The organism is Arthrobacter sp. D3-16 (assembly GCF_054408515.1).
Genome location: NZ_CP096437.1, coordinates 3433094 through 3446599, shown reverse-complemented (window position 1 = coordinate 3446599; position 13506 = coordinate 3433094). Strand labels below are relative to the sequence as shown.

Annotated in this window: 16 protein-coding genes; 9 read left to right on the top strand and 7 right to left on the bottom strand. The window is 63.0% G+C overall.

Going from position 1 to position 13506, the window contains the following annotated elements; translation table 11 throughout:
- Positions 1 to 7 precede the first annotated feature (7 nt).
- Genes M1D32_RS16095 through M1D32_RS16085 form a run of 3 tightly spaced genes read right to left on the bottom strand, consistent with a single transcriptional unit; the run spans position 8 to position 2404 of the window.
- Positions 8 to 1384, bottom strand: a complete 1377-nt coding sequence (locus M1D32_RS16095) for a cytochrome P450 (RefSeq protein ID WP_458779617.1) — start codon at positions 1382 to 1384, stop codon at positions 8 to 10.
- Positions 1385 to 1398: 14 nt separating this feature from the next.
- Positions 1399 to 1689, bottom strand: a complete 291-nt coding sequence (locus tag M1D32_RS16090; RefSeq protein ID WP_458779616.1) for a hypothetical protein — start codon at positions 1687 to 1689, stop codon at positions 1399 to 1401.
- Positions 1676 to 2404 carry a GAF domain-containing protein gene (locus M1D32_RS16085; protein ID WP_458779615.1) on the bottom strand — a complete coding sequence of 243 codons (729 nt, stop codon included), beginning with the start codon at positions 2402 to 2404 and terminating at the stop codon, positions 1676 to 1678. Before M1D32_RS16085 ends, M1D32_RS16090 begins: the two co-directional genes overlap by 14 nt.
- Before the next feature lie 273 nt (positions 2405 to 2677).
- Between M1D32_RS16085 and M1D32_RS16080 the strand changes: the two genes are divergently transcribed.
- The 6 genes from M1D32_RS16080 to M1D32_RS16055 all read left to right on the top strand — a co-directional run bounded on the left by M1D32_RS16080 (position 2678) and on the right by M1D32_RS16055 (position 7538).
- Complete coding sequence (locus tag M1D32_RS16080) at positions 2678 to 3460, top strand: ANTAR domain-containing protein (RefSeq protein WP_458779614.1); 783 nt, start codon at positions 2678 to 2680, stop codon at positions 3458 to 3460.
- A 166-nt stretch (positions 3461 to 3626) separates the two neighbouring features.
- The gene (locus M1D32_RS16075; RefSeq protein WP_458779613.1) at positions 3627 to 3884 is read left to right on the top strand and encodes a hypothetical protein; all 258 of its coding nucleotides are present in this window, start codon (positions 3627 to 3629) and stop codon (positions 3882 to 3884) included.
- A gap of 2 nt (positions 3885 to 3886) precedes the next feature.
- Positions 3887 to 4318: a hypothetical protein gene (locus tag M1D32_RS16070; protein WP_458779612.1), complete on the top strand. Its 432-nt coding sequence runs from the start codon at positions 3887 to 3889 to the stop codon at positions 4316 to 4318.
- A 43-nt stretch (positions 4319 to 4361) separates the two neighbouring features.
- Entirely contained in the window at positions 4362 to 5138 is a 777-nt protein-coding gene (locus M1D32_RS16065; RefSeq protein ID WP_458779611.1) for a succinate dehydrogenase iron-sulfur subunit, read from the top strand.
- 154 nt (positions 5139 to 5292) lie between these two features.
- The gene (locus M1D32_RS16060) at positions 5293 to 6759 is read left to right on the top strand and encodes a DUF2254 family protein (RefSeq protein ID WP_458779610.1); all 1467 of its coding nucleotides are present in this window, start codon (positions 5293 to 5295) and stop codon (positions 6757 to 6759) included.
- Positions 6760 to 6806: 47 nt separating this feature from the next.
- Positions 6807 to 7538 carry a GAF and ANTAR domain-containing protein gene (locus M1D32_RS16055; protein ID WP_458779609.1) on the top strand — a complete coding sequence of 244 codons (732 nt, stop codon included), beginning with the start codon at positions 6807 to 6809 and terminating at the stop codon, positions 7536 to 7538.
- 34 nt (positions 7539 to 7572) lie between these two features.
- Here the strand turns inward: M1D32_RS16055 and M1D32_RS16050 are convergent, their stop codons facing one another.
- Entirely contained in the window at positions 7573 to 8298 is a 726-nt protein-coding gene (locus M1D32_RS16050; protein ID WP_458779608.1) for a Type 1 glutamine amidotransferase-like domain-containing protein, read from the bottom strand.
- A gap of 99 nt (positions 8299 to 8397) precedes the next feature.
- Between M1D32_RS16050 and M1D32_RS16045 the strand changes: the two genes are divergently transcribed.
- Together M1D32_RS16045 and M1D32_RS16040 are read left to right on the top strand one after the other, a co-directional pair.
- Positions 8398 to 8730: an ArsR/SmtB family transcription factor gene (locus M1D32_RS16045; RefSeq protein WP_163166197.1), complete on the top strand. Its 333-nt coding sequence runs from the start codon at positions 8398 to 8400 to the stop codon at positions 8728 to 8730.
- Positions 8731 to 8745: 15 nt separating this feature from the next.
- Positions 8746 to 9243, top strand: coding sequence for an SRPBCC family protein (locus M1D32_RS16040; protein ID WP_458779607.1), 498 nt, complete (start codon positions 8746 to 8748; stop codon positions 9241 to 9243).
- 62 nt (positions 9244 to 9305) lie between these two features.
- On the opposite strand, the gene M1D32_RS16035 is transcribed toward M1D32_RS16040, so the two are convergent.
- Positions 9306 to 9830, bottom strand: coding sequence for a PaaI family thioesterase (locus M1D32_RS16035; RefSeq protein ID WP_458779606.1), 525 nt, complete (start codon positions 9828 to 9830; stop codon positions 9306 to 9308).
- Positions 9831 to 9969: 139 nt separating this feature from the next.
- On the opposite strand from M1D32_RS16035, the gene M1D32_RS16030 reads away from it, so the two are divergent.
- A complete protein-coding gene (locus M1D32_RS16030; RefSeq protein WP_458779605.1) occupies positions 9970 to 10575 on the top strand; it encodes a DnaJ family domain-containing protein in 606 nt (201 codons plus the stop codon).
- Here M1D32_RS16030 and M1D32_RS16025 read toward each other — a convergent pair whose 3' ends face one another.
- Both M1D32_RS16025 and M1D32_RS16020 read right to left on the bottom strand, forming a co-directional pair.
- Positions 10576 to 11202 carry a GNAT family N-acetyltransferase gene (locus M1D32_RS16025; protein WP_458779604.1) on the bottom strand — a complete coding sequence of 209 codons (627 nt, stop codon included), beginning with the start codon at positions 11200 to 11202 and terminating at the stop codon, positions 10576 to 10578.
- A 45-nt stretch (positions 11203 to 11247) separates the two neighbouring features.
- Positions 11248 to 13422 carry a transglycosylase domain-containing protein gene (locus tag M1D32_RS16020; RefSeq protein WP_458779603.1) on the bottom strand — a complete coding sequence of 725 codons (2175 nt, stop codon included), beginning with the start codon at positions 13420 to 13422 and terminating at the stop codon, positions 11248 to 11250.
- Between the last annotated feature and the right edge of the window lie 84 nt (positions 13423 to 13506).

The window sequence follows — 13506 nt, the reverse complement described above, 5'->3', positions numbered from 1 at the left end:
CGGCGGTTTAGAAAGCTTGCTCCGGGCTGGGTTGCGGCTTGCTGCCGGTGACGCTGAAGCGCAGGGAGTAGTTGTTGAGTTCTCCTGGCAGCCGTGATTGCGGGTCCAGGGCGTGCGGTGAAGACAGTGAAAAAGAGACCTCCTCGATGAGGGAGGCGAGCATGGCGCTCGTGAGCATCAGCGCCAGCTGGCGACCGGGGCAGAACACCGGGCCTGCGCTGAAGGGAACCAGCGGCCACTCCTCGTCATAGTTGCGGTCCAGCCACCGTTCCGGCACGAAGGAATGCGCCTGTGGGACCTTGTCTTCGTCCCGGTGAAAGTACGGGGCATAAATCAGGACACCGCAGCCGGTTCCCATGTCGCCGTCGGGCCATTGGACTTCCCGGGTGGTCTGGCGAAGGATCGCGGGCGTTGTGGGCCACAGCCGCAACGACTCAAGGACGCAGGCGCGCAGGAACGGCAGGTGCCGGCGTTCCGTTTCGTCCTGCTGTACCTCAGCCCTAGCCGCGGCCAACTGTTCGGGATGCGTGGCAAGAAGCGCCAGGGTCCTGAAGGTGGCCATGCCCGAGGTCTCCAAGGCGAACAGCCACTGCGGGACCTGGTCAACCGGGGCGGCGTCCTGACCCGGATGCATGCTGGCCATCACAAATGCCAGGCTCCCCGGTTCAGCGGTCTTCAGCCGGTCATCAACGCGGGCGAGGAACTCTGCCCTTAGCTTGGTGTTCTGCCGTTTGAGGAAGGACCAGTTTGCGTTTCCCCGGAGCTCAGCGAGCATCGCGGTCAACTCATGGTCGTCGCGCGCCTTGTTTCCGAAGACAGTACGCCGCACCACCCGGCGCCAGGGCTGGATGAAGTCATCCCAATCGAGTTCAAGGCTTTCGGACCCGCTGCCGTTCCCAGCGCTTTGGAGCAGCTGGTCCGCTTCCTCCCGCACGATCGGCAGGAACGATCCCGCAAGCCGATGCACGGGGCTATGGGCGTCAAGGACCTGCTCCTGCAGCGCCCTTCGAGCGGTCCTTTCCGGTCCTTGTGAAATGAGCACGAAGCGGGGTTCAAAGTGCTCGAGGGCGGCCTTCTTTTCATTGCTTGCCGGGGAGAAGGGCTCCGGTGAGTTGGCCAGGACATAGTGCAGGTGTTCCGGATGCAGCACTACCGCCTGTTGGCGCCCCGGGAGGCGAAGCATCAACGGTCCCTTCCGGTATTTCCGGGCAAGTTTCACCATCCTACGGACTGCCCGGTCATCCAGTCCCAGCCGTTCTGCACCCGCCTCTGCCTTTGGCCTGCGGATGAGTGGCCCCTTCGCGGCCGTGGGGAGGAATACGTCGAGCAGGAAAGCGGCCGACTCCAGGGCCGTAGCCTTGGGAAGACCCATGTCGTGTCGCATATCGAGGCTCCTTTTTACTGGATGAGGTCTTCCAGGTACGGCGCGCGCGGCAGTGGCGGAAATTCGTCGATCAACTCATTCGCTGCGTGCGCTATTAAGTCACGTTGGTCCGGTGGCAGGGACATCAGCGACTGGATGTAGGCGTCCACTTCGTATTCGCCTACTGTTCCGCCGATGCTGAAGTAGCGCAGCCAAAGATCCCCGTGCCGGATGCCCGCGTGGAGCAGGGCTTTGCGCAGGAGCCGGCTTTGCTCCTGCTCCAGCCCTGCCGAGGAATCCGGCCTGTCGTGGTCAGCTTCCGTCATCAGGGCCGTCCTTCGTCCTGGTGAGTATTTCGGTGCTGACGCTGAAGAGGGACTGCCTGCCGGTCTTGGAAAGCTCCAGGAGCTTCTGCAGGGCAGCGCCCTGATCCAGGCCTTGCCTGTGCATCAGGAAGCCCTGGGCGCGGTTGATCGTGTCCCGGCTCAACAGGGCAGATGTCAGGACCTGAGTGAAGCGCTTCGGTGCTTCCGAGCTTTGGATGTTGGCCAGCAGCGTGGCGGCAGGGACGACGAGTTTTTCCAGCGGGCGTGCGGTGGCGGCGTCATAAGCCCCCGGTTGGGTTGAGTAGATCTTTAGGGCCCCCAGACACCGGGTGCCGGACATCAGCGGAGCGCTGATTACGGACCGGATGGCGAAGCTCTGTACCGCTTGGGACCACTGCGGCCAGCGGTCATCGGTAACAACGTCGTGGATCACCACTGTGCGTTCTGTCGCCCAGGCCGTAAGGCAGGGACCTTGGCCAAGCTCGTATTGTGCCTTGTCTGCCTCCAACACAACAGGGTCCGTGGCTCCTGTGCTGGTTCTGTTCCCCTGCTCGTCCAGGAGTGACACCCCGGCACCGGAACTTCCCGGGAAGGCGTCACGGATGCCCTCGGCCAGCAACTGAACGGCGCGGTCAACCTTCTCCTCGGTCAGGAGCAGGCCGTTGATGCGCGCGAGGGCAAGGGTGAGTTCATCCAGGGGGAGCTGCTGTGGCATGATAGCCAACCTTCTGGTCGGACGTTGCCGTCCTTCGGAGTGCCCCCTGCTGGGCCGGGACCGGAAAATTACTGCGGCCCATATCCAGCATACCCTTGGCGCATCCGCCATGTCTGGCTCCGGCACGCCGGTTTGCCGCTTGTCCAAAAAATCCATGTAGGCTGGGTGAAACGTTTGGAAGTGGGCGTCTTAAGGCCGCACGCGAAAACTGAATGCGGTTGAAGCCCAACTTCAGGAAGTGCCATGGACGCTGTGCCCGAAACTGCAGATTCTTTGCCTGACACTGCAGAATCCTTTCCCCTCGCTGCAAACGCTTTAGTCAGCACCGCCGCAACGGAGGACGGGATCGTCTCCCGCCTCCAGGATCTGGTCCTGCAAACGGCTGACCCCCAGGACTTCTTCAAGGAATTTGCCGTCTTCTCGGCGTCCATGCTGGCCCCACCTGGCGGCGATGTCCATTGCAACGTCACCGTGGTCCGACGAAAAAGGCCCGTCACTGTGGCCTCCAGTACACCGCAGGCCCGGATCATGGATGAGCTGCAGTACGCCCACGGCGACGGCCCCTGCCTTGCCGCCATGCGGACCGGCCAAACCGTTTACGTCGGCGACGTCACCACCGAGCGGCGCTGGCCCGAATATGTACGTGCGGTTGCTGCACGCGGTGTCCGCTCAATCCTTGGCGTTCCCCTGCAGCTGGAGGGAGATGCAACTGCTGCCCTGAACATCTACTCCTCAGCAGTTCAAGGATTCTCCCCGGAGGACATCAAACGAACTGAATTGTTCGGCGAGCAGTCCTCCAAAACGCTTAGGGTCGAACTGCGCATGGCCCAGTTGAAGGACGCGAAGGAGGACCTGGAGGCGGCTATGAAGTCCAGGACGGCCATCGACATCGCCGTCGGGGTCATCATGGCGCAAAACCGGTGCAGCCAGGCCGCAGCCATGGCTATTCTGCGGAAGGCCTCCAACAGCCGCAATATCAAGTTGCGGGACGTGGCCGCAGGCGTCATCGAATCCGTTTCGCCGGACCCGGCGCTGCGCACGCACTTCGACGAATAGCCACGGGAGCGGGTCTGCTGGACAGCAGGGCCGCGAATGCGTACATTCTAAGTGGCAGGCGTCACGTCATTTGGACGCTTCCCCCTCCGGGTCATGTGCAGGGCCATCAGGAGGAACCGCTGTAGCAACACGGCGGACAGATGCACACCAGCGAAAGAGAGCCATCATGGCTGCCTCGCATTTCTCAACCTTTCTTGCCGAAGCCACAGTTCCCGAATTCGATACGGACTGCCCCATGTCCGCGGACTGCCTTTACGGACTGTACGTCAGCTGGTGCTTCCTGCATGGACTGGAAGCGAAGCCGGACATTACCTTCCGGGCCGCGATGCACCGGGCCGGCGTCGACGTTCATGACAGCAGGCTCCGGATGGTCGGTCCCGCGGCGGCCGACTACATCCTGTCCAGCTATCCCGCGGCCGCCTGACAATGTCGATCCACCCCGAGGGTCCCAACAACGGCATCAGGGGAGAGCGGACTGAGGACTATCCCCTCATCTGCACCAAGTGCGGCTCGGACCGCCACTTGGCCCTGCACTCCATCGCGGCGCTCACGCCTCCTGCGAGCGATTCCGTGGAAGTGGGTTACTCCTGCAGAACGTGCAGGAACCAATACCTCCATCGGGCAGGCGTTGTTGCTGTTGCCGCAGTCCTGAACCGGGTCCGGAGCCTGGAGGACGTGCTTGCCCTCGGCGGGCACTACATCCACTGCGGGCAGCCCATGCAGAAAACCGGCTCCGAACTCCGCCGTCTCTATGCCCCTGCCACAACTGACCAGGACCTGGTGGACGCCTTGGACGTATACCTCACAACGCAGGTATTGCACTGTCCGTGCGGTTTCCAGATGGAACTGCCCGAATAGGCATAAGGCTTTCGCCAGGAAACCGCCGGAAAGAGTGCTTGCCATGGATTTTGATGCGCATGAACCACCTTCGAAAGTTGATCTCCCGCAGTCCGTCAGCGAGGATGTGCCAACGTTGGATGTCATCGTCCGGGTGCGTCGATATAACCCGGAGTTCTCCGAATTGGCACGCTGGGAAAACTACCCGCTCACTATGCTCGCCACAGAACGTGTCCTGGACGCGCTTCACCGGATCAAGTGGGAGGTGGACGGTTCCCTCTCCTTCCGCCGGTCCTGCGCCCACGGAGTATGTGGCTCGGATGCGATGCGGATCAACGGCCGGAACAGGCTGGCGTGCAAGGCCCTGCTGAAGGACCTGGAGCCGGGGAAACCCATCACCGTTGAGCCCTTGCAGGGTTTCCCGGTGGAGAAGGACCTGATTGTGGACATGGAGCCTTTTTTCCAGTCGTACAGGGAGATCTTTCCGTTCCTGATCAACCGGGGCCACGAGCCAACGCGTGAACGGCTTCAGTCCCCGGAGGAGCGGGAGCGCTTTGATGACACCACCAAATGCATTCTTTGTGCTGCCTGTACCTCCTCCTGTCCGGTCTTCTGGAACGACGGGCAATACTTTGGGCCTGCCGCCATTGTGAACGCCCATCGGTTTATCTTCGATTCCCGGGATGACGGGGCGGACATGAGGCTTGAGGTCCTCAACGACCGGGAAGGGGTATGGCGGTGCCGGACGGTGTTCAACTGCAGCGAGGCGTGTCCCCGGGGGATCAAGGTAACCCAGGCGATTAAGGAAGTCAGCCAGGCCATCCTTTCCCGCCAGGTCTGATCCCCAAGCAAGCCCAGACATTGAGCTCGCGGCGCTTGAAAACCGCATAATCGTGGCGCGTCAGGGTAAGTAGGAATCGTCCTTAATGGTGGTGGTCAGGGAGCGGCCGTACTTCGTGGATGGGGACAAAGGATAGATCCGGAGGTGCCGGCTGATGAGCGGCAAGGATAGGCCGGACGTACGTGAGGCAGCCCTGGAAGATCCCCTCCGCAGTTCGGGCGGCATGCACGAGGCTAGCCGGTTGCAGCGTGGAATAGCCGAGTTTCTCAGGCTGCCTTTGCTGATTACGGCGGGCTTTTGCGTGGCAGGGGTTGCTGTCTCGGTGCTGGACGCGTCCTCCAGAAGCCACGGAGCTTTTCTGGATGGCGCGGAAACCCTGGTGCCGCCAGGCGGTGCGGTTGATTTTGTTTCCGCGGTGGCCACCAGCCTGCTGACTGTAACATCCATCACCTTCTCTGTGCTGCTCCTGGCTGTGCAGCAGACTGCCAGTTCCCTGACCCCGGTGGTCCTGGATCAGTTCCTGAGGCGAAAGGCCAACCAGGCGTACTTCGGCTTCTTTGTTGGTGCATCCGCCTTCACATTCCTGGTCCTCGGACTGGCCAGGGAGGACGCGGCTCCCGTCTACGGTGCATGCGTGACGTTGTTCCTGACCATCGTTGCGTTGGTGGTCCTGTTGATGCTGATCCATGCCAGCGTTGACCAGATGCGGCCGGAGTCCGTGATGCGGTCAATCCATGACCTGGCCCTTGAAGCACGGGAAAGTGAGCTGCGGCTGCTGGGCAGCACCGCTATGGAGCGCAAAACCAGCCCTGGCGCCCCTGAGAGACAAGTGAACGTGCTCGACAGTGGCTACGTGGTGACGATTGACCTCCCTCAGTTGGCCCGGGTTGCCAGTGCCGTCGGCGACGACCGTGAGATTCTCGTCGAGGGGAGGCTGGGCGAATATATGGTGTTCGGCGACGTCGTTGCCCGCCTCGTGGGAGTGGACCCCGATGACGACTCGCATGACACTGAGGTACTTTCCGCTTTTGGCATTGACGACGTCCGGGACGTTGACGCTGAATCCGGATACGCCCTGGACCAGCTGGAAAATATCGCCTGGGCCACGGGTACAAGCGCAGGGCAGAGCCCGAACACCGCCATAGCAGCTATCCGTTCCCTCTCGGACCTGTTGGGTCGCTGGCTCGTCAGTGGTGAAAGGGACAGGTCCGACCGTTCAAAGGAACCGGAGGAACTGCCGATCGTCTACACGGACGGAGCCGTGGCACGCGGGCTGGCGGCACTGTCCAACCTTGTGGTTGCCACGGCAGAATCGCGTCAAGCCCAAACCTGCGCCGAACTGATCAGGTCTTTCGCCCGCCTTGCGCCCCGGTTGCATAGGAGCGACATGGACTCTTTCCAATCGGCGCTGGACGCCTGCATCCCCGCCGTCATCCAGCATCCCGACGCCCCGGCCCTGCGTAACGCCCTGGCGGAGCTGGAGGATGCGCTGCTGAGGACGGGTCTTGATTCCCGTAAACTGGCCGAAGCGCGGCAAGCCATCCGGAAGACTTCGGAGCGGATAATGCCCAAACCCTCGGACGAGCCCGAAGCGGCGGCACTGCAACACAACGTCCCGTAGTCGAGTACCTGGACCTCCGCTTGGTCGGATGAGAATAGGATGTGCCCATGTCGAATTCATCAGGGAGCGAACCTGCAGAGCAGCTCCAGAGCATTCTGGTGGGCACGGAAGATGCAGCTGAATTCCTCTCCGGGCTCTCCAAGCTGGCGGCTGCGGCGGTTTCGGAGGCAGCCGGTGACCAGATCGAATGCGCAGTTACCGTCAAGCTGAGGCGCAAGCCCTCTACTGCCGCGGGCAGCAGCGAACGCGCCATCGAGCTGGATGAGCTGGAGCAGGCGGTGGGCGACGGCCCCTGTATCAAGGCGCTCCGGGACATGTCGCCCGTGATTATCGACGACGTCGCGTCTGATCAGAGGTGGCCGGAGCTGAGCCGGAAATTCGCGGAGGCGGGCGTCTACAGCTCCCTGGGAGTGCCCCTTGAGATCAGCGATAGAGCCAGCGCCGCGCTCAACTTCTTCGCGTCCAAGCCCGGCGTCTTCACCCCTAACGTTTACGACAAGGCTCTTGGGTTCGCTGCCGCCGCCCACAGCACACTGCAGCTGTCGGTCCGCATCAAGTCTGCAGAACACCGGGCCGAGGACCTGGAGGCGGCTATGGAAAGCCGGACCGCCATCAACCTGGCCTGCGGTGTGATCATGGCGCAGAACAGGTGCTCGCAATCGGAAGCGATGGAGATTCTCACCAAGGTTTCCAGCAACCGTAACCGCAAGCTGCGTGATGTCGCCACTGAACTGATCGAACAATTGTCCGGCACCAGCATCCAGACACACTTCGAGTAGTAGCCGGTCCTGCCCCAGCCCGGCGGTACTGTTTTCAGTTGCCCGCCGAGCGGAGGGCAACGCTGCAGCCTGTGCCCGTCCTGCGGACATCCCAGCAGTTGCCGCGGCCTATTGCCTCAAATTCCACCCCGCCGGCGCTGGGCAGGACAACTGCCGTGTTTTCGTCCACCGCCACCGCCCTGGGCACTAGTCCCGCGGCCACGGCACCCACGGCCCTGCTGAGGGTGCCGGCCTGGGCGGCGTGGACGTCCACGGAGAAGGGAACAAGCCCCAATCCGTCACGTACATCCACCTCGTCGAGGTCCTCGGAACACTCCTCGCCGCATACCTCGACGCCCCCGATCCGGTAGCCGCCAATAATGCCCCTGCCGGGCGCAACCATTGCGCCGGCGGAAAACCCAAGGTACGGGGCGCCGTCGGCCACCCTGGCCGCGATGACACCGGCGCAGTCCCGGAGCCCCTCGAGGTACACCGGGGTCAGCCCGCCGCCCACCATCACTGCGTCAGCGCCCTCGAAAGCGGCCGGATCCGCCGGGCTGCCCTCACGCAGCAGGACCGGTACCACCTCACAGGAGGCCAGTGACTGAAGCGGTCCGGCGTAATCCTGCAGCACACTGTCCGGGTTCCCGCCGCGGTGGTGCACCACGACGGCGATCCGGCGCCTCCGGCCGCTGCCCCCGGGGATGTCCTCGACGAAGCGCTCAAACACGTCAGGAAAGGAGTGGTAGTCCGGTCCGGCGCCGGCCAGGAAAATGCCCATGGGCAACAAGATACATTGCCGGCCGGGGCTTTCTGCGCCGGAAACAGGCGGTGCAGAAAGCATTGACACCCGCTTCGTGCGGGACTATTCTACAACCAAATGGTTGTAGATCAGCTCCGCGAAACCGAACTTGACCGCCTGTTCCAGGCGTTCGCCGACTCAACGCGGCGGGACATCGTCCGCCGGGTGACGGTCGGGGAATACACAGTCTCCGGTCTCGCAGGCCTTTACGCCATGAGCTTCGCCGCCGTCCAAAAGCATGTTGCGGTGTTGGAGCGCGCATCCCTGGTCACCAAGGAAAAGCGCGGAAGGGAGCAGATCGTGCGGGGTAACCATGAAGGGCTGCAGAAAGCCCGCAGGCTGCTCGATGAGTACGAGGCGATTTGGCAGCAGCGCGTAGGCCGGATCGCTGACATTCTGGCCGAAGGATAAGGAAAGGTTTCTGCAATGCCGGTAATCAGTTCCACCAAGAATCTTGAAGCGCTCAGCTTCACCCTGATCGCAGAATTTGACGCGGACGTCCAGCGGGTCTGGCAGATCTGGGAAGACCCGCGCCAGCTGGAACGCTGGTGGGGCCCGCCTACCTGGCCGGCCACCTTTGAGGAGTTCGACTTCCGCTCAGGCGGGAAGGCCAGCTACTACATGAGCGGTCCCGAGGGCGAAAAGGCCCGCGGCTGGTGGCGCTTCACCACCATCGAAGGCCCCAAGAGGATTGCGTTCGACGACGGATTTGCCGATGACAACGGCCAGCCCGTGGATGATTTGGGAACCACGCACGCCTCCGTCAACCTGGAGGGCGTCGGTGACCGTACCAGGATGACGATCGTCTCCTCCTTCGAGTCGGAGGAGCAGATGGAGCAGATGGTCCAGATGGGGATGGAGGAAGGCATGCGGGAGGCCGTCGGACAGATCGATGCCATCCTTTCCGAGCACGCCAACGCCTGAGCGGCTAACGCGGCCCATACCCAAGGAAGCCGACGACGGCGGGACCTCCCGCCGTCGTCGGCTTAGCGTATTCGCCTTGCGGCAGCCGCGGAGATAACGAGGAGTGAACTCGTGGCAGTGGCCAGCAGCTCACCGGCCGGGCCAAGAACGCGTCCCTCGGCAAAGATGACGCGCTGCCCCTGCTTGACCACCGCTCCCTCGGCCCGAAGGATCCCCTGCTGGGCCGTAATGGGGCGAAGGTAGCTGACGGAAAGGTCAATGGAGGTGTACCCCAACCCCGCCGCCAAAGTACTGTGGGCGGCGCACCCCACCACCGTATCCAGGAGCGTGCACGCCAGGCCGCCGTGCACCACGCCCAACGGGTTGTAGTGCGCTTCACCGGGCCGGCATTCAAACTCCACCCGCCCGGATTCCACCGCCAAAAGAACCATGTTCATTAGTGCTGCCATGGGCGGCCGCGGAATGGTCCCGTCGCGCATCCCGGAGAGGAACTCCAGCCCGGACATCCGCGGGAGGTGTTCCAGCCCCACCCGGGGATCCGTCCAGCTGAAAGTCTCCGCCCGCTCTGCTGATCCGCTGGCATCCATGGACGTGCTCCTGTTCGATCGGTCGGCGTTGAACAGCTTAGGCCTCATGCCCGAAGTGATCCACGGCTGGCGTTGAAGCGGACGAAAAGCTTCTGAATACTGGAAGGAAGGATCATTCCGACGTGAGGCGGTGGCAGCAATGAGCAGCGGTGCGGAGGACTTCCGAAAGCGCCTGGAGCGGGCCGCGGACGTCCGGTCCTACCGGGGAGCCGGCATCAGCGCCGAGGAGGAAGCGGCGCTTGACGCCCTTGATGCCCAGGAGCGGGAGAAACGCCGGAAGGTGAGCGATGCAGCCAGGGCGGAGTACCTGGTCCGGGATGCCATGGCACAAGGAAAGTTCGACAACCTCAAGTACGCGGGCAAACCGATTCCGGGGTTGGGTGAGTCCTACGACCCCGACTGGTGGGTCAAAGGCCTCATTCAGCGGGAAAACATCAGCGGCCTCGGTCCGGCGGCCATTCTGCTCCGCACCGAGGACGCCGAGCTGGACGCCAAGCTCGATGCCCAGTACACAGAACAGCAGGTCCGCGACATCCTGCAGGACTTCAACCGCCGGGTCATCGACGCACGGCGCCAGCTTCAGGGCGGGCCGCCGGTCATCACCAGGACCAGGGACGTGGAGGAGGAGGTGCGGCGGTGGGGTGAACGCCGGGCAGCCTCGCAGATTCCCCAGGCCGAGCCTGAGCCGGAAGCGCCCCGCTCGTGGTGGCGGCGGCTCTGGAAGGGGACGGGCCCGGCCTACTGATCAGGCGGGCGGACGACGGCGGTGCTGCCCGCCGGCGTCTGCCCGGTCATCGGCGGCTGCTTGGCCTGGGTGGGGTGCTTTCGCCTCGAAAAGCTCGCAGAGTGCGTTGTAATACTTGTCGGTCTGGCCCAGGTAGGTCATGCCGATCCGTGCGCAGACCCGCTGTGAAGCGGTGTTGGCCGGGGCCGTGACTGCCACAACTTTGTCCAGCCCGCTGGCCAAGGCGTAGGCCAGGACCGCGGCGGCCGCCTCAGTTGCATAGCCGTTTTCCCAGTGATCGGGGTGGAAGTGCCAGCCGATCTCGGTATCACCGGAAGGCTGCAGCGGCAGCGATCCGCCGGACGCCGGGATGGACTTCAGGAGCAGGGTCCCCGCCAGGGGCCGGAGCGTAGCGGGTTCCTTCAGTTCCACTGCCCAGATGCCGTGTGCGGGGTGGGCCATGTCCTGCCGGCCGATGCTCCGCCAGATGCGGATGCGTTCCTCGGCTTCGGCGCGGTCCCTCATCACCTGCGGGTGGTTCCCGATAAAACGCTGTACTTCCCAGCGCGAGTAGAGGTCCAGCACAAAGTCGGCGTCCTCCCGCTCCCACTGGCGGAGCACCAGCCGCTCGGTTTCAAGCCTCTTCACCCCGCCAATCCTGCCAGAGACTCCCGGTTCGCAGCCGGCTCGGAGTCAGCGGCTGGGAGTGGGCGGAGGGTTGGGGCTCGACATGGACGGCGGAGGTCCCGGGAACGGTGCGGCCGGATAGAGCGGTGCCACATTCACCATGTAGTTGGCCCACTGCGGCCCGGCGATCATAAAACCATCCAGACGGGGGTAGAAGGTGCCGTTGATGGTGACGTTCTGTCCTGGGCGCTTCTGGCCTTCCAGCGCGTCCCCAAAGAAGGAAGCAGTGGAAAGGCCTGTGGTGTAGCCGACCACCCAGGTGGCCCCGTTGTTGTTTGAGGTTCCGGTCTTTGCCGCCACGGGAACTTTGTCGTGCACCTTGGGGTTGATCCAGACCCCGGAACCCACCTTCATCACGTCCTGCAGCACGGAGTTCACGCCGCGGGCGACGTCGGGCTTTACTGCATCCCGGCACTCGACGGTCTGGGCTGGAAGCTTCCCGCCGGCAGCGTCAGTGACTTCCAGCAGGGCGATGGGGGTGCAGTACTTTCCGTCGGTGGCGAAGGTGGCAAAGGCGTTTGCCATATGGAGGGGCGCCACGTTGGTGGCGCCGAGAAGGTTGCCCAGCTGGTGCATATTGATCGGGGAACCGTCATGGCCGCTGTGAAGGCCCACGGCGTCCACCATCTTCTGGATGCCGCAGAAGTCCAGCTGGGTAGCCGAAGCGAAGGTGGCTGTATTGATGGAGTTATACAAGCCGTAGTTGATGGGCATCTTCTTGTAGAAGCCCTCCTCGGCGTTTTGGAGGTCATCTGCCGCGCCCAGTTCCGGGTTGTTCTGGGCTGTGCTGTAGGCGCCCAGCACCTTCCCGCAACTGGACCGCCAGGGGAATCCCAAGGGGTAGACGCGCTTTGAGGCGTCCACCTCGCCGTTCAGCGGCTTGCCCTCATTCAGCCACTGGGCGAACGTGAACGGCTTCATCGTGGATCCGGTCTGGAAGCCGCCGGCGCCGTTCAGGTCATTGCCCTGCGGGTCCTTTGCATCCACGTTGAAGTTCAGGTGGGTATCGAACTTGCCCGGCTCCGGCAGGAACACCGTGTTCTGCGCCATTGAAAGGATTCTCCCGCTGCCGGGCTGGACGGACACCAGGGCGGCTCCCCACCGGTCCGGATTCGGCCCTGCCGTGCCGTCCACCTGCGACTGGGCTGCCGCCTGCAGCCTGCTGTCCAGGGTTGTGGTGATGGTGAGGCCACCCCGGTAGAGCTTCCTCTCCCGTTCCTTCAGGGTTGGCCCATATGCGGGGTTGTTCAGGATGAGGTGCGAGATGTAGTCACAGAAGTACGGCGCCATGGTGGCATTCGCACAGCCCTGCCGCTCCGGGCTGATCTTCAGCTCGATGGGGGTGGCTACCGCCTGGTCATGTTCTTCCTGGGTGATCTTCTCCTGCCGGAGCATCTCGCCGAGCACCTGGTCGCGGCGGACCACCGACTTGTCCGGGTTAAGCGCGGGGTTATAGAACGTGGGGCTGTTCACCAGCCCTGCCAGCAGTGCGGACTGGGGCAGATTGAGGTCCTTGGCAGTAGTGCTGAAGAAGTAGCGGGCGGCCGCCTCGATCCCGTAGGCATCGCTGTTGAAGAACACAATGTTCAGGTATCCCTCAAGGATCTGCTCTTTGGTGAACTTCTTCTCCAAGGCAACAGCCAGTTTCATTTCCCGCAGCTTGTCCCCGATATCCTTCTGGCCGCTGAGGATCACTTCATCCGGCCGCTCCTGCGAAAGTCTCGCCTCGTTGATCACGTTGGTGACGTACTGCTGCGTGATGGTGGAGGCGCCCTGTTGGTCACCCTTCGTCAGGTTCGCCACGACTGCCCGGAGGATGCCTTGGGGATCGAGGCCGGCATGGTCATAGAACCTGCTGTCCTCGATGGCTATGACGGCGTCCTTGATGTAAGGCGACATCTGGTCGAGCGGGATCCTGACCCGGTTCTCGGCATAGAACGTGGCGATGGACTGGCCATCGGAGGTGAGGACCTTGGTGGATTGCGACGGCGGCTGGACCGTCAGCTCCTCCGGCAGGCTTTCGAAAAACCCGATGGAAGTACTGACCCCGTAACCGGCAGCGGCAACAGACGGCACCACCAGGCTCGCGGCAAGCACGCCGCACATGGCGCTCGCCGCGAGGAATCCAAAAATGCTTCCCAGAACAGAACCGCGACCACGCCGTCGCTTCTTTTTCGCCATTTTTCAGCCCTCGAGCTTGAAGAGTGCCACAAGACTACGCCGGTGCCAAGCTTTGAACCAGCGTGGAAGATCATGTTTTGGTCA

What these genes read in the sequence shown, in the direction of transcription:
- M1D32_RS16095 (WP_458779617.1), bottom strand. Translation starts at nt 1,384, where the DNA reads ATGCGACACGACATGGGTCTTCCCAAGGCTACGGCCCTGGAGTCGGCC.
- M1D32_RS16090 (WP_458779616.1), bottom strand. Translation starts at nt 1,689, where the DNA reads ATGACGGAAGCTGACCACGACAGGCCGGATTCCTCGGCAGGGCTGGAG.
- M1D32_RS16085 (WP_458779615.1), bottom strand. Translation starts at nt 2,404, where the DNA reads ATGCCACAGCAGCTCCCCCTGGATGAACTCACCCTTGCCCTCGCGCGC.
- M1D32_RS16075 (WP_458779613.1), top strand. Translation starts at nt 3,627, where the DNA reads ATGGCTGCCTCGCATTTCTCAACCTTTCTTGCCGAAGCCACAGTTCCC.
- M1D32_RS16070 (WP_458779612.1), top strand. Translation starts at nt 3,887, where the DNA reads ATGTCGATCCACCCCGAGGGTCCCAACAACGGCATCAGGGGAGAGCGG.
- M1D32_RS16065 (WP_458779611.1), top strand. Translation starts at nt 4,362, where the DNA reads ATGGATTTTGATGCGCATGAACCACCTTCGAAAGTTGATCTCCCGCAG.
- M1D32_RS16060 (WP_458779610.1), top strand. Translation starts at nt 5,293, where the DNA reads ATGAGCGGCAAGGATAGGCCGGACGTACGTGAGGCAGCCCTGGAAGAT.
- M1D32_RS16055 (WP_458779609.1), top strand. Translation starts at nt 6,807, where the DNA reads ATGTCGAATTCATCAGGGAGCGAACCTGCAGAGCAGCTCCAGAGCATT.
- M1D32_RS16050 (WP_458779608.1), bottom strand. Translation starts at nt 8,298, where the DNA reads ATGGGCATTTTCCTGGCCGGCGCCGGACCGGACTACCACTCCTTTCCT.
- M1D32_RS16045 (WP_163166197.1), top strand. Translation starts at nt 8,398, where the DNA reads ATGGTTGTAGATCAGCTCCGCGAAACCGAACTTGACCGCCTGTTCCAG.
- M1D32_RS16040 (WP_458779607.1), top strand. Translation starts at nt 8,746, where the DNA reads ATGCCGGTAATCAGTTCCACCAAGAATCTTGAAGCGCTCAGCTTCACC.
- M1D32_RS16035 (WP_458779606.1), bottom strand. Translation starts at nt 9,830, where the DNA reads ATGGATGCCAGCGGATCAGCAGAGCGGGCGGAGACTTTCAGCTGGACG.
- M1D32_RS16030 (WP_458779605.1), top strand. Translation starts at nt 9,970, where the DNA reads ATGAGCAGCGGTGCGGAGGACTTCCGAAAGCGCCTGGAGCGGGCCGCG.
- M1D32_RS16020 (WP_458779603.1), bottom strand. Translation starts at nt 13,422, where the DNA reads ATGGCGAAAAAGAAGCGACGGCGTGGTCGCGGTTCTGTTCTGGGAAGC.